Source organism: Nocardia cerradoensis NBRC 101014 (assembly GCF_000308535.1).
Lineage (GTDB): Bacteria > Actinomycetota > Actinomycetes > Mycobacteriales > Mycobacteriaceae > Nocardia > Nocardia cerradoensis.
On sequence record NZ_BAFW01000065.1, the window covers coordinates 32,065 to 48,482 of the forward strand.

Here is a 16,418-nt window from a genome sequence, read left to right on the forward strand (position 1 = left end):
TGCTGGGTTGGAGTCTGAACGCGGTCGAAGCGGTGGACCGATTCGACCGGCGTTATGTGGTCGTAGCCCCGGAGTGGGCAGAGGAATATTGCACCGAGAACGAAATACCCTACCTCCGCTGGAATTTCGAGCGACTCAACGACCGGTCGATGGAAATCGCGGAGACCCTGAAGGAGATGGGCGTCGACGTCGCCATCCCGATCTTCGAGGAGACCGTGGAATGGGCGGGTGCGATCAACTCGGTGCTGCTGGACAATCCGCGGCTGCTCGGCCAGGCCATGCTGCTGCGCGACAAATCGCTCATGAAGCGGCGCGCGCAACTGGGCGGTATCCGGGTGGGCATCTTCGAGGAGGCCCACGAGCGTGACGACGTCATCCGGTTCCTCAAGCGCGTCAACCAGACCCTGCTCAAACTCGACGGCGATCCGAACGATCCGATCCATGTCAAGGCCTTCGACAAGGCCGGCTGCCTCGGTCACCGGGTGATCCGCACCCCCGACGAGATCGACGCCATCCCCGACGACGAGTTCCCGGTCCTGATGGAATCGCATTTGGACGGTTGGGAATTCGCGGTCGAGGCGTGGATCCACGACGGCAAGATCCGATTCCTCAACATCTCCGAATACGTGCGGCTCGGCTACTCCGTCTTCGTCCCCGCGACCCCGGAACTGGAAAAGTACCGGCCGGAGATCACCCGGCAGGTGGAAAAGCTGATCAAGACCTTCGATATCGAATTCGGATTCGTCCATCCGGAGTATTTCGTCACCAGCGACGGTGAGATGTACTTCGGCGAGGTCGCCTATCGTCCGCCCGGGTTCAAGGTGTTCGAACTGCTGGAGCGCGCCTACGGATTCAACGCCTATCACGCACTGGTCCTCGCATTCGACCCCAAGACCACCGAGGAGGAGATCGTGGAGTTCTTCCCCCGTGAAGTGGTGGATGCGAAAGGACATGCCGGTTCGTTCGGCGTCTATCCGCGGCGGCGGGTGGTCAGCCGGTTGTCGATCCCGGAGGAGACGGAGGACCACGAATATTTCGAAACCCACGAACTCACCGCCCCGCTGTCGGAAAAGGTCACCAAGCGAACCGCATTCGGCAATCACTGGGGTCTGCTGTACTTCTTCGGCGAAGACCCGTACGCTCTGCGGGACCTGCTGAAGCGACAGGAAGAACTCGACTTCTACGTATGACTCCTTCTCGGCAGGAATGGATCACGGGAGGGTCCTGATTGTCTCCACTCGGCAGCGACGACGACACTCTGGACAGACGTCTCGCCACGCTGGACGAAGCCACCCGAATTCTGGGCGACACCAGTGATTTCGGTAAGCAGGTGAAGCTGTCCAGGGTGTTGGGCGCGCTGCGCCGGGTGCTGCTGCTGCCCGGCGGCTGCGCGGCGGTGCGGGCGCGCGCGAGCCGGCTCGAGGCGGCCGGGCTGTTCCTCGGCACCGACTGGGCGCATCCGGAGATCCTGATTCCGGCGTTGAGCGTGGGTTCGCTGCGCAGCGCCAACGCCGACACGATGGTGCTGGAGACGGTGAGCGATCTCCGGTTGCTGGCGGTGGCCAAAGGTGATTACCCGCATCCGTCGGTGAGTGCGGACCAGGCACTGGGGCATCTGTCGCAGGTGCTGGCGGTCAATCTGAACCTGCTGTTCACTCCGCCGAGCGAGGCCGAACGCGAGCAGCAGGGGCGGATGGCGCGGGTCTCGCGGGAGCTGCTACATCATCTGGTGGACGAAATCGGCTACGAGAAGGTGCTCGAGCATCTGGTCGACGAGATCTGGCGGATTCTGCGCCAGCGTCCCATCCAGGTCGAGCAGGTGAAGCGGATGATCACACAGATCGCCGTGGCCCGCAGCAATCCCGATATCGACCTCGGCGCCAGCGGGCTGGGCGCGGACCGGCTGATCAGCAGCCTCTACGGCACCACCGACGCCTGCCGGGAGGATCCGGGCGTGGAGGTCTACCGCACGCGCCTGGAAAGTATGGACGACAGCGCATTGCAGTACGAGGCAACGGGTTTCGCGCGCTCGATGCACGACACCGGGCTGGTGTCGCCGTACCACGCGGTGCTGCTGCGGTTCCTGCTGACCAAAGGGGAATATCTGCTCGGTGAGGCGCTGGGATTGTCGAGCACCGGGCGCGACAGCCTGCTGTGCTACCACGAACTCGTGCGCAACCTGATCGAGGAGGCCGTGCACGTCGAGACCGCGCAGGGCATCTACGGGCTCGCGCTGCTGCTGGAACGGGGGATTCTGTATCAACCGCCGGTCGCGCCCGCGCTGTGGCGGCAACTCGCGCTACCGGTGTCGCCGCGCTCGGCGGAACGGCTGCACGAGGTGTTCGGGCCGGTTCCGGACGCGCGGGCGCGGCTGCTGTCCGGAATGCTGTCGATCCTGGGCTTGCCACTCGGCGTCGGGCAGGGTGACAATCCGACCTGCCAGTCGGCGCGCGCCCTGTCGATGTGGGCCTACAACGATCCCGACTACCTGCTGCAGACCGTGGCGTGGGCGGCACGCGACGACGAGATCGTCATGCATTTCGAGGGACAGCCGATTTCCTCGCTGGAGGCCGGAGCCGGGGTGGCGACCACCCTGCCGATGGATCTGGACCCGGTATCACTGCTGGTCGTGCCCCATCTCGACCGCATCTACGCGGAGATGGGGCGGCGTTGCGTCGGCCGCGAGGGCGATCCGCATCGGTGGATCAACCCCGAATTCCACGGCTGGTGGTCCGGGCGCGGATTCCGCATCAACGTCGATGTGGAGACCGGGCGGCTGATCGACGTCGACGAATTCCTGCGGCACTTCTACGCCAGCTACCACCCCTTCTACAACGGCAATCAGCCGCTGATCCACCCGCAGCCGGCCGGCATCGCGGTCACCGACAGCGCCGCCCGGTTCGTCGGCTGGCACGCGATCACCGTCCTGCGGGTCAGCCTCGATCCGCAGGACACCATGCGGGTCTACTTCTACAATCCGAACAACGACAGCGGCCAGGACTGGGGAGACGGCGTGGTCGTCGGCACCGCCGGGCACGGCGAACGGTTCGGGGAGGGCTCGCTGCCGTTCGAACAGTTCGCGTCGCGGCTCTACATCTTCCATTTCGATCCGCTCGAACGCGGCGAACCGGCCGCGGTGGAGCGCACGGAACTGGATCGGGTCGTCGGCTACATCCACCGCAGCTGGGGCGCGGACCGGCTACCGGAGATCGTGAGCGATGCGCCGTCGTGACGCGGCGGATACGTTGCGTGCATGGACGATTCACGCCGGCGAGCGTGCGGCCGGGTCAGTGGTCCGAACGCGGGCGGGTGAGGACGAAGCTGTCCACCGGTTTCAGTGTGTCGGTCACGGCGTAGTAGGTGGCCGTCATGGTGGTGTGGCCGCCGGGAGCGCCGGGATCGACGTCGAAAGCGCAGAAGCCGTAGGGATGGTCGGGGTCCTTGAAGGCCGACCACGGCGCCTGCTCCATCACGTAGATCGGCGCCTTCTTACCCGTGGCGGGGTCGACGGCGCCGACACCGGTGATCACCCGGCACTGCTGCCCGGGGAAGAACAGCCCGTTCGAAGGAACGGAGGTGCCGCCGCCGCCGATCACGAGATGCACTGTGCCCCGCGAGGTGTCGATGATGTCGGGCGCGGTCGCGGTGGCGGGCGTGACCGCCTCCGGGACCGGCTTCGGGGTGAGGGTGTCGCTGCCGAGGACGCCGCGGACGGGATGGGAACGCTCGTAATGGTGTTCGTGGCCGCACAGCACCAGATCGACCTGGTAGCGGTCGAACAGCGGTAGCCATTCCTGGCGAATCCCCAGATCGGCGCCGTTGGCCTTGTCGGCCGAGGAGATCGCGGTCTGGTGCATGAACACGACAATCCAGTCGATCGCGCGGTCCGCCCGGGCGGCCGCCAATTCCTTGTCCAGCCAACGCTTCTGGGCGCCGCCGGAGTAGCCGTGCACGTACGAGTTGCCGCCGTCCTGCAGGCAGATGTCGTCGTTGGCCACCGCGATCACCCGGACCGCGCCGACCGTGAAGGCGTACCAGAGCCCGCGCGCGAGGTCCTCGGACCCGCTGTCGGGCACGGTGAAATAGGTTTGGAACGCCTCGTAGCCGATCGGGCCGTTGCCGCGTTCGTTCTCGTGGTTCCCCGGCGCCGGCATCCACGGGCGATGGCGAGCGGACCGAGAGTTGTTGGCCCACCAGTCGTTCCAGGTGCGGATCCGGTCGGTGGCGAGATTGGCGTAGCACAGATCGCCGTTGACGAGATTGAACAGCGGGGCCAGATGCTCGATCCCCGCGGTGACGTCACCGGCGACGGGGGAGCCGAGGTTGTCGTTGACATAGCGGCCGTTGTCCAGCTTGCCGAGCGTCGGAGTGCCCTGATCGCCGAAACTGGTGAAGCGGAACGCGGCCCGCCCCGCCGGCGCGGTGCGGTGGGTGCCCAATTCCGGTGTGGCGCCGTCGTGTCCGGCGGCGTAGATGTAGTCGGTGTCCGGGGTGAGCCCGGTCAGTACCGCGTGATGGGCGTATACCTCGGTGCCCGAGGCGGCGTCCCGGTAGACCCGGGTCTGTGCTTGCGCGGTAGCGCCGAAACCGGTTGTGGCCGTGCCGAATCGCACCACCGGATTGCGCACCGATGCCGAACTCTGCCAGCTCACCACGGCCTCGCGCGCGGCGTCGGCACCGAACTGCAGATGCAAGCCCGTCACCGGCGGCGCGGCCACCCGGGACGGACTCATCGCCAAATCCGGTGACAGCGGCCAGAATCGCCCGCCGCTGCCGGTCGACGACCCGTCGCCGTGCAACGCCGCCGTCGTTCCGGCGCCCACGGCCAGCCCGGCGATCGCCGCCGCCCCCGACGCGCCGAACAACCACCGTCGGCTCACCCCGCGCGGTCGGCCGGGGCGAGCACCGCTTTCCTCCGGCCCGCCGGCCTGAGCAGCGGTATCCGGCTCGGCGGTTCCATCTCGGTGGGGGCCGGCGCCCGATGCCGAACCAGGGCCTGCCCCCGTCTCGGCGTTATCCGCCTGCTTCGCTACCGGCTCCGAGGCATCCCGCTCGTCCATACCTCCAGCCAACCGTGCGCGGGTTCAGAAAACCCGACGCCACGGCGAACGCCGGGTGAATCACGAGCCGAACGCCGGCCTCGTGCTCAGGCGCGGGCGGCGATGCGCGCTTGCACCTCCGGCCGCCGCAGCGGTGGCACCGACTTCGGCGGCACCTTGCGGTCGGGCAGGGCGGCCAGCAGACGAGTGGTGGCCGCGGCGATCTCGGCGACGGCCTCGTCGACCGCGGGGCGGGTGGCCGCGGAGATACTGCTCAGGCCACCCACCTTGCGGACGTACTGCAGCGCGGCCGCCTCGATCTCCTCGGCCGTGGCTTCCGGTTCGAGGCCGCGCAGGGCGGTGATATTTCGGCACATAGCTACGAGGTTAGGCCGTGTGCCGGGTGCGATCGAGCCGATCCGATATCGGCTCAGGAGGCGCTGCCGGTCGAGAACGGCGAGTAGCCGTAGCCGTACCCGTATCCGTAGCCACCCGACCACGGGCTGTGCCATCCGGGATAGAAGCCGCCGTAGCCTCCGCCGGGCAGGCCCCAGCCCGGCGTTCCCCAGCCGCCGTGATGGCCCCAGCCGTGGTGGCCCCAGCCGTGGATTTCCTGGGCCGGTGCCGGTGCCGGGGCCGCCGCCGGTTCGGCGAGAGCGGGGGCGGCGGCCGCCACGATCGGTGCCGCCGCGATGGCGACCGTGATCACGGTGCGGGACATGCGGGTGCGGAGCTTCGAGGGCAGGTCGTTTCGAACCATCGGAATTCCTTCGGTGCGTGACTCGGTCGTATCCGTCCGCGGCCCGATCGGGCCGCTCGACTAGCTTGACGTCATTTAATGTACCGCTATTTAACGGTACGTTCAAGAGTGTCGAAAAGATGACGTGACTACGAGTGCCGTGCGAAGGGAATCGCCGCAAACGGAACGGGCGCCGCACCACCGGCCGTGATCGGCCGCGGTGCGACGCCCGCGTCGCTGGTTTCCGCCGGCTAGAGCCGCACGGGGTAGGTCGGCTCCTGGATATCGGGCTTGATGCGGTCCTCGACGAAGATGCCGTGCCAGATCATGAACACCAGCAGCGTCCACAGGCGCCGGCTGTGATCGCCGTTGCCGGCCCGGTGCGCCTCGAGCATGGCCTTGATCGCGGACTTGTCCAGCAGATGGTTGGTCTGCGATTCCGCGATCTGGGTGGCGGCCCAGTCGTAGAGTTCCGGCCCGCGCAGCCAGTGCCGCAGCGGCACCGGGAAGCCCAGTTTCGGCCGGTGCAGCACATGTGGCGGCACGATCGTCTCGAGCGCGCGGCGCAGCGCGTACTTCGTGGTCTCCTTGGTGATCTTCTGCTGATACGGGATCTGCTCGGCGACCGCGAACACCTCGGGGTCCAGGAACGGCACCCGCAACTCCAGCGAATTGGCCATGGTCATCTTGTCGGCCTTGACCAGGATGTCGCCGCGCAACCAGGTGAACAGGTCCAGATGCTGCATGCGCGCCACCGGATCCCAGCCGCGTGAGCGCGCGTAGATCGGGGCCGTCACATCCTGATGCGTCCATTCCGGGCGGAATTCGCGCAGCACCGAACGCAACTGGGCGTCGTTGAAGCTGCGGGCATTGCCGTAGTAGCGCTGCTCCAGCGGCAGCGAACCGCGATGCAGCAGGCTCTTACCGCGCGTCCCGTCCGGAATCCGGTCCGAGAGCTTGCCGGCCAGCCGCCGCACACCCTTCGGCAGATACTCGAAAGGCTTGAGCGACAACGGTTCCCGATAGATCGTATAGCCGCCGAACAGCTCGTCGGAACCCTCTCCGGAGAGCACCACCTTGACGTGCTTGCGAGCCTCCTGGGCCACGAAGTACAGCGGCACCAGCGCCGGATCGGCCACCGGATCGTCGAGGTACCAGACGATCTCGGGGATCGCGCCCGCGAACTCCTCGGGGCTGACGGTGCGGATGAAATGCTTCGCGCCGATCGCCTCCGCGGTCTCGGCTGCCACATCGGCCTCCGAATACCCCTCCCGCTCGAACGCCGAGGTGAAGGTGAGCAGATTCGGGTTGTGCCGGATCGCCAGCGCCGCGATCGCGGTGGAGTCGATGCCACCGGACAGGAAGGCGCCGACGGTGACGTCCGCGCGCATGTGCTTGGCGACCGAATCCTCGAGCACCGCCGCGATCTCGCGGTAGCGGGCCTCCTCCGAACCGGCCGCGAACGGGCGCACCCGGAAGTTCGGCTCGAAGTAACGGGTCACTTCCGGCGCGGCGCCGGGACGCAGGGTGGCGTAGCAGCCGGATTCCAGGCGGCGGATGTTCGCGTGCAGCGATTCCGGCTCCGGCACGTACTGCAGCACCGTGTAGTGCTCGAGGGCGCGCGGATCCAGCGCGTCCGAGAGGTTCAGCGCGGGCAGCAGTTCCAGCAGGCTCTTCTTCTCGCTGGCGTAGGCCGTGCCGCCCGGGCCGGTGGCCAGGAACAGCGGCTTGATGCCGAACGGGTCGCGGGCCAGCACCAGCTCCTGGGTTTCGGTGTCCCAGATGGCGAAGGCGAACATGCCGCGCAGCTTGGAGAACGCCGCGGTACCCCAGTGGTGATAGGCCGCGACGATCGCCTCTCCGTCGCCCTCGGTGGCGAACCGCGCCCCGAACTCCTCGCTCAGTTGCGTGCGCAACTCCGGGTAGTTGTAGATCTCACCGTTGAACGCCAGCGCATAACGCTCGGTATTCTCCGGCGGACCCCAGCGCAGCGGCTGATGCGAATGCTCGATGTCGATGATCGACAGGCGGTTGAAGCCCAGGATGATGTGTTCGTCGTGCCAGGTGCCGCGCTCGTCCGGGCCGCGATGGCGCCCGCACTGCAAGGCGTCGTACACCTGCTGTACGACGGAGTCGGTGGCCACATCGGCGGTCAGAAATCCCAGCAGTCCACACACTGCGTCGAGAACCTCGTTTCCGGATCGGGTACGCGGAGAACATTCGAAACCAGTCCCCGAGTATGCCGCACGACGGGCCTGCTCGTCGCCTCGCTGGGCGGCAGTCGCGCTCGCCAGGGATTTCGCGTCCGCGCGCGTGAGCGGCGCGGCGGCACCGCCGGGGATCGCACCCGGTGGCCGGTGTGTCGAAAGCGACCCGGGCACAACGCGGGAGGCGGTTTGGTCTACGCTGCGTAGTACTCGGGAACTCTCGTGGTCGGCCGTGCGTTCGGTGCGGCTCGCGGAAGGCTCCCGAACGTGCTGAAAACGCGCCGCCCGGCATCCGGGTGGCGCCGTGTCGGATGGACGACCAGGAAGGCGTTGAGCGTGGCGCACAAGGCGAGCGAAGCGATAGGGGCACGACCCGCCCGGGTACGGCGGGGCCGCATCCTTCGGCGGGCCGGGCTGGCGGTGTCCATGGGGATCACCGTGATGCTCGTCTCGGGCTGCTCGATCGACAATCCCGTGCTTCGGTTCGGGTGGCCCTCGGGCGTGACCCCGCAGGCGACCCGGATGCGGGAACTGTGGACGTGGTCGGTCGTCGCCGCCCTGGCGATGGGTGTGCTGGTCTGGGGCCTGACCTTCTGGACCGTGACCTTCCACCGCAAGAAGAAGAACTCCCCGGAGTTCCCGCGGCAGACCGGCTACAACGTGCCGCTGGAGCTGACCTACACCGCGATTCCGTTCGTGATCATCGCGGTGCTGTTCTACTTCACCGTGGTCGTGCAGAACTACGTGCACGAGAAGACCTCGAACCCGGATGTGGTCGTCGACGTGACCGCGTTCCAGTGGAACTGGAAGTTCGGCTACCAGAAGGTCGTCGGCCAGAACGGCCAGGTCCACGACGGTGTCGATCAGACTCGTCAGGCGATGAACGAGCAGATCCAGGCCGAGTACAAGGAGCGCACCGCCGACGGCCACCCGCAGCCGGGTCCGTTGCACGGCCTGCCCGCCAACGACATCTCCTACCTGCACTACGACAAGGTCGAGACCGTCGGCTCGTCCAACGAGATCCCGGTGCTGGTGCTGCCGACCAACAAGGTCGTGGAATTCCAGCTGGCCTCCGCCGACGTCATCCACTCCTTCTGGGTGCCGGAGTTCCTGTTCAAGCGCGACGTGATGCCGAACCCGAAGGAAAACCACTCCGACAACACCTTCCAGATCACCAAGATCGAGCACGAGGGCGCCTTCGTCGGCCGCTGCGCGGAGATGTGCGGTACTTTCCACTCGATGATGAACTTCGAAGTGCGTGCCGTGACGCCGGACAAGTTCGACAAGTACATCGCCGCCCGCGAAGCGGGTAAGACCAATGCCGAGGCCCTGTCGAGCATCGGCGAGTCGCCGGTCGCTACGACCACGCATCCGTTCGACACCCGTCGCACCGCGCGTGAAGCCAGCCAGGCCGAGAGCAAGTAAGAAGGGTACTGAACTGCAATGAAGGTCGAAGCACGCATCTTCGAGCTGCTCACGGTGTTCTTCATCATCGTGGCGGTCGTCTACGGATTCTTCACCGGCCAGTCCCGCACCGGCGTCGAGTGGGCGGGTACCACCGCCATCGTGCTGACCGCCGGACTGACGCTCATCGTCGGCACCTACTTCCGCTTCGTCGCGCGGCGCCTCGATCTGCGCCCCGAGGACTACGAAGAGGCCGAAATCATCGACGGCGCCGGCGACCTGGGCTTCTTCTCGCCCGGCAGCTTCTGGCCCATCCTGCTGGCCGGTTCCGCCTCGGTCACCGCGCTCGGCTTCGCGTTCTTCCAGTACTGGCTGATCGGCCTGGGCGTGCTCTGCGTCCTGGCCTCGGTCGCCGGCCTGGTGTTCGAGTACCACGTGGGACCCGAGAAGCACTGAGTACCTGACGGCAGTCTCGAAACGCCCCGGCTTCGGCCGGGGCGTTTCGTCGTTACGGGACCGTTCGAGATGTCGCCGGAAAAGCCGAACGCCCCGACACGACTGCCGGGGCGTTCGGTCTACGCAGAGAGGTCAGTCGGGGGTGTGGTAGCGGCGGGCGCGTTCGGAGCGGCAGATGTCGTCGATGCCGGAGGTGATATCGCGCACCAGTTCCGGAGCGCCGGAGCGGCCGGAGTAGGTGCCGGTGGGGCGCAGGCGGCAGGTGAAGGTGATGAAGCCGTGGTCCTCGCCCGCGGATTCGTGCAGATCCGGGGAGCGCACGCCGTAGGTCATGGCGGAGATGACCGTGATGGCGCCGCTGCGTTCGCGGTGGTCGGCGAACAGATCGTGCAACCGGTGGAAGACGGTGCTGTAGCTGCTCATGGGCGCGAAGACCGCCACCCGGTAGGCGGGGCCGCGCTCGGAGGAGCTGATCACCGTGTCGGCGAGATATTCGGCGTCGCGCAGCGTGAGCACCTTCGGCGCGAACATCAGCGCACCGGCGGCGGCATTGCGCACCGGCATACCGGCGCGGCCGCCCGCGGCGGAGGCGATGGCGCCCAACGACTTTCGCGCCCGCGCACCCAGTTCCCGGCGGGCCCGCAGCGAGGGGGTGGCGGTGGTGGGATGCAGACTCGACCACTGGCCGAAGCGGACCGTGCCGAGCTGGATGTTTCCGGTGCCGACCGGTCGCGACACCCGCAGCGGCGCGGTGTCGACCCAGCGGCCGACCTGCAGCAGGGCGTCGCCGGGACGGGTGATCTCGGCGTGCGAGTGTTCGACGAAGGTGTCGAAGTCGAGAAATCGGTGCGCGTCGGAGGTGAGCCAAGTGTGGTCCTTGTCGACCTCGATGGCTTGCAGCGTCAGCGCCGTGATGATGCCCGTGCGCCCGGCTCCGCCGAGGATGCGCCGGAATCGGTCGGCATGGTGGGTGCGCCCGCAGGTGCCGAATCGGCCCTCGGGGTCCACGTATTCGAGGGCGACCACGTTGTCGCTGAACATGCCGTAGCGGTGTGAGGCCGCGCTGAGCCCGCCGACGGCCGCGAAGCCGCCTGCGGTGATCTCGCGGTGGTCGCCGACGATCGGCAGCCCGAGGCCGTGCGCGGCCAGGGTGCGATCGATATCGGACAGGCGTGCGCCGGCCTGCACCCGTACCAGTCGCGCGTCGGCGTCGACCGCCTGCACGCGGTTCATCCGCCGCAGCGACATCACGATGCGACGGTCGGGCGGGGCCGGTTCGTCGTCGAGTTGCTCGCTGCTGTGGTCGCCGCCGCGCACGGTCAGCGGTTGCGGTCGTGAATCTCGCACTGTGCGAACGACATCCGCGGTGTCGCGGGGCAGGTATTCCTCCGGAAGAGCAGCGAGCGTGGTACTCATGGCCTCAAAGCTAACCACAGTAGCGGCGCTACGTCTGCACCGAAGTTCGCAGTGCAGGTGCGGGGGTTTTCGCAATCGGCGCGAAGGCGAACAGCGCGGCCGCGACGGCCGCCCACAGGATCCAGCCGGGAATGCCGGAACCGCCCAGTAGCGTGTGCGCGTGCTCGCTCGAGTCGGCCGACTGCAGGGCGCCGAAAATCAGCGCTGCGCTGTTCCACGACGCGTGCGCGACCGCCGCGGGCCACACGCTGGCCGACCGCAGGCGCAGCCAGCCGAGGACGGCGCCGAAGCAGATGCAGAACGGGATATAGGCCAACGCCGACCAGGCGCCGATATCGGTGAAGCCGTAACCGAGCAATGTGAGCGGAGCGTGCCAGAGGGCCCAGATGACACCGGTCGCGATCAGCGCCACGAGAGTGCCGTAGCGGGAGATCAATTGCGGCAGTAGCCATCCGCGCCAGCCGATTTCTTCGCCGAGCGCGTTCGGCAGTGTCGAGAGGACGACCGTCGTCAGCGTCTCGAGCAGCAACGCGACCACCATCGAGGTGTCGAGCTTGTCCAGATCGAAATGGAACCAGCCGAGCGCCGCGCTGATCTCGTAGGCGATCCACAAGACCATCTGCGTACCGAGCCAGGCGGCGACGACCAACCGGGCGGTGCGCGCAGGTGCCGGACCGAGGCCGAGGCCGACGTCGGCGGCGAAGCCGGGAGCCGCCGGGACGCCCGGTGCCGCGGGACGCGCGAGGACGGGTTGCCCCATCCTCGACCGCGCGACCAGAACGGCCACTGCCGGGGCGAACATCATCAGGGCCGCCCCCTCGTGCAGCCAGGGGACCGATTCCAGCCCCTTTCCGTCGATCCAGGGAATCGCCGCGAGCACCCACGCGAGTGCGTACGCCACCACGATGTAGATGGCGATATCCGAACGCCGAGCAATCATAAGTCCGTCCTTGCGACTGAATCCGATGCCGATCGGGATCGGCCGTCACCTCTGCGGCATTCGGCGCCCCCCGGATACTTCGACGCGGGGGATGTGGGATCGGTTCCAGCGCAGGGTGGTTCGGACGACGTGTCTGCCGATGTGCGAGCGAGCCGGACCGGGGGAGGCCGGACGTACCCTGAACTTTTCGTGCAAACCGCCGCAGGAAATGCGGAAAACCGCCGAATTCGGTGAGGTTTGCACGATTGATTCACTATCACCCGACTCGCCGCCGCCTACCGTTGCGGGCGGTGATCGGGATGTGACATCGGCCGTCGGGTACTTGCCCGGACCGCGGGTGCGGGGTTGGGTGGAGACATGAGCACAGTGCTGGTGACCGGTGGGACAGGCGCGCTCGGGCGGCACATCGTGGATCGGCTGCGGGAACGCGGGCACGACGCGCGGGTGCTCTCGCGGCGCCCGGGTGCGGGAACGCACGTGGGGGATCTGGCGACCGGGGCCGGGGTGCGCGAGGCTGCCGAGGGTGCGGAGTCGATCGTGCACGCGGCCTCGGACTTCCGGCGCTTCGGCAAACCGGATATCGAGCAGACGCGGAATCTGCTCGCGGCCGCCGGAGGAGCGCGGCATCTGATCTACGTGTCGATCGTCGGCATCGACCGCATCCCCTTCGGGTATTACCGCAACAAACTCACCTGTGAACAACTGATCGCCGACAGCGGTGTGCCGCATACGATTCAGCGCGCCACCCAATTCCACGACCTGATCGCCGCGGTCCTGTCCGGGGTACAGAAGCTCCCGATCGCCCCACTGCCTTCAGATTTTCGCTTCCAGCCGGTCGCCACCGACGATGTGGCCACCCGCCTGGCCGACCTGGTCGAAGGGGAACCACGCACTCGCGCAGACGATTTCGGCGGCCCGCAGGTGCTCACCCTGGCAGAACTGGCGAAGACCTGGCAGCAACACCACGGTCGCCCGCGCCGGACGGTGCGGCTGCCGCTACCCGGCACGATCGCCCATGCCTTCCGCGCCGGTTACAACACCTGCCCCGACCACGCCGACGGGACGCGTACGTGGGCGGAGTACGTGGCCGCGGACCCGGGGCCGAGCTACCGGCTGCGTGGCTGATCCGCGGGTGACAGGCGCTCGAGCAGGCCGGCCAGGCCGCTGCGAACATGAGTGGCCGAGCCGGTCTCGAGGCCGTGGGTCACCTCGTGCCACGGCCCGAGCCGATGCCACACCGACGCCCGTCTGCGGAGTTCGCCGGTCACTCCGTACGCGGCGGTCGCGGCGTTCGAGAACTCGGGTGGTGTGCCGTACAGCGCCCACGCCAGGTCGATGGCCGGATCACCCAGGTGAGCGTCGCCGAAATCGATCACGCCGGTGATGCGACCGGCGTCGATCAGGATGTGCTCCGGCCCGATATCGCCGTGGACGACGGTATCGGCGGGACAGTCGCGGGCCGCGTCGAGCAGGCCCAGCGCCGCGGGACGATGAGCGCTCGGTAGCAGCGGAACGACGTCGGCGCGAAACTGTTCGAAGGTCTCGTTCCGGTCGTGCCGGGTCTGCTGTGCCGGTGCTAATCCGTGCTCGATCGCCGCCGTCGCGGGACAGTCGTGCAGAGCCCGCAGAAACCGCCCCACCAGCAAACCCTGTTCGGCACAGGGTCTTTCGAGAGCGCTCCCCGGAATCAACGCATGGCGCACGACGAGCGGGTCCTCCCCGGCCACCCGAGGGACCGGTACGGGCAGCGGCAGTCGTGCCGCCAGCCACGGCAGCAGCCGCGTTTCGCGCAGCAGTTGCGCGGCGACCTCCGGGCGACGCGGCCGCCGCTCGACCCAGCGGTCGTCGACCAAGGTCGCCACGGTATCCCAGCCTCCGGAAAACTCCATGGCGCGACCGTAACTGACGGCCGCGGTTCAGCAGGGACTCTGCCCGCCGACCTCGCCGGTGGTGAGCTCGATCGTGGTGCCGCTGGGTACCGAGGTCTGCGCGTCGGGGGTCTGGGTGGTGATGACGCACTGGCCGCCGCCCGGCCCGCGGCCGGTGCCGCCGGTGATGTGCGCATGGAGGCCCGCCGCGGTGAGGAGTTGGTCGGCGAGGGCCGGGCGGTCGCCGCGGACATCGGGAACGGTGAGCGTGCCGGGCGAAGGCGATGTGGGCACGCTGGAGGGCTGGGCGGGGTGCGCGCCGGTGGCCTCGGTGGACGTGGCTGCGAGGGCGGATGCCGTGGTCGCCACGGTGGTCGGCCTTGCGGGCGTGGCGGTTTCGGAATCGCAGCCGGACAGGGCGGCGGTCAGCGCGAGTGCGGCGATCGAAATCCGCAGGGGGAGAACGGCACGGCGGTCGTCCGAACGGCGTGGAGAGTTTGTGGTCGGCACATCCCGACCGTAGTTGCTGCGGCGTCGATGCGCGCGGACCGGTTGTTACGGAAAGCCCCCGTGATGTGGCCGCTATCAGGCCACTGAGCATCGGCGATCCTACCCGTACGCAAATCAAGGACCGGCGCGCTCGGCGCGCGACATACCCTCATTGTTGTCGCGGTAACGGGCGCCCGCCGGGGCATGGGGCGGTGATGGCAACATCGGCCTATGAGGTGGTGTGGACCGACCAGGCCGAGCCGGCTGCTGGCGCGCTGGACGACGGCACATCCGTGCACGGGGCGCGGCATGCCGGTCTATCAGGTGCCGGTGGTTCGACTGGTCTTTCCTGTGGTGGGGTAAGTGTCAGTGCCAAGGTCGGTGAGTGCTGGGTGTTTTTGCCGCGCATCATCGAACGTCCGCTGGGGTCGGCGCATCCGTGCACGGCAAGCCGTCGATCAGGTGCCGGTAGCGGTCCGGGTGATCTTTTCCGCGGTGGCGGTGATGGCGGCGCCGAGGTCGGTGAGGCGCTGGGCGGAGAGGCGGGTGTCGGGGCAGGCTACTACGGCGGCGATGACGCGGTCGCCGGCGAAGATGGGGGCGGCGACGGTGACGACGGCGTTCTCGGCGCCGAGTTCGTCGGGGAGGTAGTCGATGGTGATCAGGTCGGTGATCATGCTGCCGAGGCGGTTGCGGAGTGGGTCGGTGACCGGTGAGTTGCGCAGGGCGGCAAGGGCTTCGAGTATGGGTGCGGATTCGTCGGCGAGGCGTTCGACGGAGTAGCCGCGGTCGCGGACGGCGTCGAGTACCGCGAGCAGGCGTTCGCGATGGGCCGGGTCGGCGTGGCCGATCCAGGTGGTGCGTTCGGAAGCCGGCGCCCAGGCGATGAATTCGCGCGCGACCGGTGGTGCGAGGGGCAGGCGGCGGCCCTGCCGGATCCACGGCACCGACGGGGTCCCGGCGACCTCGGTGATGATGATCGACCCGTCGTCGCGCTCGGCCAGGAAGACCGGAAAGCCTTGTTCGGCAACGAATTCCCGCAGGAGGTCGGCGGCCAGGCGGCGCAGCGGGAACGCCGCCTCGGCACGGCGTGCGACAGCGAGCAGCCCCATTCCCAGACCGTAGTTGCCGTCGAGATCGCGCACGGTCCAGCCGTCGGCCGTGAGCTGGGTCAGCACCGCATGTGCCGTCGCCCGCGAGAGTCCGGTCTCGCGCACGATCCGCGCCAGCGACAAGTGCTCGGCGGGCCGGCGCGACAGCAGTTCGATCACCCGCACCACCCGATGCGTGGGGGGTGATCCCGCGGAGGCGGCGGGAGTAGCGATGTCGGTGCCCTCGGACATGGCGCCCTTTCCTGGTCGAGAGGTGTATCCACGCGGCCGTGATCGCCGCCCCCACGGTGCTGGGGCACACCGGTCCGCACCGCCGCCCACCGTACCGGCCGCCGCGGGCATGGCCTTTCGAGTGCGGTGGCACGGACTGATGGCGAAGGTTGTCGGTTCGGTCTACGTCGCCGCGCGGTGAGGCGGGCTGGGTGGCCGGTCCTGCGCGCTGAACGTCGGCGAAGCCCAGTGTGGTGCGCGGTCGAGGCGGGGGGCTTCGAGGCGTTGGCCGGCTCAGCCGCGGCGGCGTGTGCGGTGCCGGGTTCGCAGCCCCGCTCACGGAACAGCTCGATTGGTCCCCTTCGCGACGGTGTGACGGCTGTGAAACCCGCGCCGGGGTCCACGGCCCCTTGACCGACGCGCAGCTGTCCGCTTATCGTCGGTGTCACAATATCGAACAATAGCGTCGAATATTCGACACCGCAACCCTCGAGTGGTCGAGATTTCGGATTCGGGGAAGCGGTGCGAGCGATGCGGA

Annotated in this window: 14 protein-coding genes; 5 read left to right on the plus strand and 9 right to left on the minus strand. The window is 68.0% G+C overall.

Annotated features, from left to right (window positions below; all coding sequences use genetic code 11):
- Positions 1-149: 149 nt before the first annotated feature.
- On the plus strand, positions 150-1,190 hold the full coding sequence (locus ON23_RS08180; RefSeq protein ID WP_369817451.1) for an ATP-grasp domain-containing protein: 1,041 nt from the start codon (positions 150-152) through the stop codon (positions 1,188-1,190).
- 38 nt (positions 1,191-1,228) lie between these two features.
- A complete protein-coding gene (locus ON23_RS08185; protein WP_039777252.1) occupies positions 1,229-3,232 on the plus strand; it encodes a hypothetical protein in 2,004 nt (667 codons plus the stop codon).
- 55 nt (positions 3,233-3,287) lie between these two features.
- Here the strand turns inward: ON23_RS08185 and ON23_RS08190 are convergent, their stop codons facing one another.
- From ON23_RS08190 to asnB, 4 genes are all read right to left on the minus strand, one after another.
- Positions 3,288-4,880 carry a purple acid phosphatase family protein gene (locus ON23_RS08190; protein WP_039777253.1) on the minus strand — a complete coding sequence of 531 codons (1,593 nt, stop codon included), beginning with the start codon at positions 4,878-4,880 and terminating at the stop codon, positions 3,288-3,290.
- Positions 4,881-5,146: 266 nt separating this feature from the next.
- Positions 5,147-5,416: a DUF2277 family protein gene (locus ON23_RS08195; RefSeq protein ID WP_039777254.1), complete on the minus strand. Its 270-nt coding sequence runs from the start codon at positions 5,414-5,416 to the stop codon at positions 5,147-5,149.
- Positions 5,417-5,469: 53 nt separating this feature from the next.
- Entirely contained in the window at positions 5,470-5,799 is a 330-nt protein-coding gene (locus ON23_RS08200) for a hypothetical protein (protein WP_051042226.1), read from the minus strand.
- Between the two features lie 230 nt (positions 5,800-6,029).
- A complete protein-coding gene (gene asnB, locus ON23_RS08205; RefSeq protein ID WP_039777255.1) occupies positions 6,030-7,955 on the minus strand; it encodes an asparagine synthase (glutamine-hydrolyzing) in 1,926 nt (641 codons plus the stop codon).
- 456 nt (positions 7,956-8,411) lie between these two features.
- Here asnB and ctaC point away from each other — a divergent pair, with 456 nt between their 5' ends.
- Together ctaC and ON23_RS08215 are read left to right on the plus strand one after the other, a co-directional pair.
- Positions 8,412-9,410 carry an aa3-type cytochrome oxidase subunit II gene (gene ctaC, locus ON23_RS08210; protein ID WP_051042228.1) on the plus strand — a complete coding sequence of 333 codons (999 nt, stop codon included), beginning with the start codon at positions 8,412-8,414 and terminating at the stop codon, positions 9,408-9,410.
- Between the two features lie 18 nt (positions 9,411-9,428).
- Positions 9,429-9,845: a cytochrome c oxidase subunit 4 gene (locus ON23_RS08215; protein ID WP_036500184.1), complete on the plus strand. Its 417-nt coding sequence runs from the start codon at positions 9,429-9,431 to the stop codon at positions 9,843-9,845.
- A gap of 132 nt (positions 9,846-9,977) precedes the next feature.
- On the opposite strand, the gene ON23_RS08220 is transcribed toward ON23_RS08215, so the two are convergent.
- On the minus strand, positions 9,978-11,261 hold the full coding sequence (locus tag ON23_RS08220; RefSeq protein WP_039777258.1) for an FAD-binding oxidoreductase: 1,284 nt from the start codon (positions 11,259-11,261) through the stop codon (positions 9,978-9,980).
- A gap of 28 nt (positions 11,262-11,289) precedes the next feature.
- Positions 11,290-12,201 carry a CPBP family intramembrane glutamic endopeptidase gene (locus ON23_RS08225; protein WP_051042231.1) on the minus strand — a complete coding sequence of 304 codons (912 nt, stop codon included), beginning with the start codon at positions 12,199-12,201 and terminating at the stop codon, positions 11,290-11,292.
- 357 nt (positions 12,202-12,558) lie between these two features.
- Here ON23_RS08225 and ON23_RS08230 point away from each other — a divergent pair, with 357 nt between their 5' ends.
- Positions 12,559-13,326 (plus strand): SDR family oxidoreductase, encoded by a 768-nt coding sequence (locus ON23_RS08230; protein ID WP_039777259.1) that lies wholly within the window; start codon positions 12,559-12,561, stop codon positions 13,324-13,326.
- On the opposite strand, the gene ON23_RS08235 is transcribed toward ON23_RS08230, so the two are convergent.
- From ON23_RS08235 to ON23_RS08245, 3 genes are all read right to left on the minus strand, one after another.
- Positions 13,308-14,090, minus strand: a complete 783-nt coding sequence (locus tag ON23_RS08235; RefSeq protein ID WP_039777261.1) for a phosphotransferase — start codon at positions 14,088-14,090, stop codon at positions 13,308-13,310. The two genes, ON23_RS08230 and ON23_RS08235, sit on opposite strands and share 19 nt — an antisense overlap.
- 27 nt (positions 14,091-14,117) lie before the next feature.
- The gene (locus ON23_RS08240) at positions 14,118-14,579 is read right to left on the minus strand and encodes a PASTA domain-containing protein (protein ID WP_039777263.1); all 462 of its coding nucleotides are present in this window, start codon (positions 14,577-14,579) and stop codon (positions 14,118-14,120) included.
- A gap of 437 nt (positions 14,580-15,016) precedes the next feature.
- Positions 15,017-15,901, minus strand: coding sequence for an IclR family transcriptional regulator (locus tag ON23_RS08245; protein ID WP_039777265.1), 885 nt, complete (start codon positions 15,899-15,901; stop codon positions 15,017-15,019).
- Between the last annotated feature and the right edge of the window lie 517 nt (positions 15,902-16,418).

Excerpts from the sequence above, each read along its gene's own strand:
- ON23_RS08180 (WP_369817451.1), top strand. The coding sequence starts at position 150 with ATGGAAATCGCGGAGACCCTGAAGGAGATGGGCGTCGACGTCGCCATC.
- ON23_RS08195 (WP_039777254.1), bottom strand. The coding sequence starts at position 5,416 with ATGTGCCGAAATATCACCGCCCTGCGCGGCCTCGAACCGGAAGCCACG.
- ON23_RS08200 (WP_051042226.1), bottom strand. The coding sequence starts at position 5,799 with ATGGTTCGAAACGACCTGCCCTCGAAGCTCCGCACCCGCATGTCCCGC.
- ctaC (WP_051042228.1), top strand. The coding sequence starts at position 8,412 with ATGGGGATCACCGTGATGCTCGTCTCGGGCTGCTCGATCGACAATCCC.
- ON23_RS08215 (WP_036500184.1), top strand. The coding sequence starts at position 9,429 with ATGAAGGTCGAAGCACGCATCTTCGAGCTGCTCACGGTGTTCTTCATC.
- ON23_RS08220 (WP_039777258.1), bottom strand. The coding sequence starts at position 11,261 with ATGAGTACCACGCTCGCTGCTCTTCCGGAGGAATACCTGCCCCGCGAC.
- ON23_RS08225 (WP_051042231.1), bottom strand. The coding sequence starts at position 12,201 with ATGATTGCTCGGCGTTCGGATATCGCCATCTACATCGTGGTGGCGTAC.
- ON23_RS08230 (WP_039777259.1), top strand. The coding sequence starts at position 12,559 with ATGAGCACAGTGCTGGTGACCGGTGGGACAGGCGCGCTCGGGCGGCAC.
- ON23_RS08235 (WP_039777261.1), bottom strand. The coding sequence starts at position 14,090 with ATGGAGTTTTCCGGAGGCTGGGATACCGTGGCGACCTTGGTCGACGAC.
- ON23_RS08245 (WP_039777265.1), bottom strand. The coding sequence starts at position 15,901 with ATGTCCGAGGGCACCGACATCGCTACTCCCGCCGCCTCCGCGGGATCA.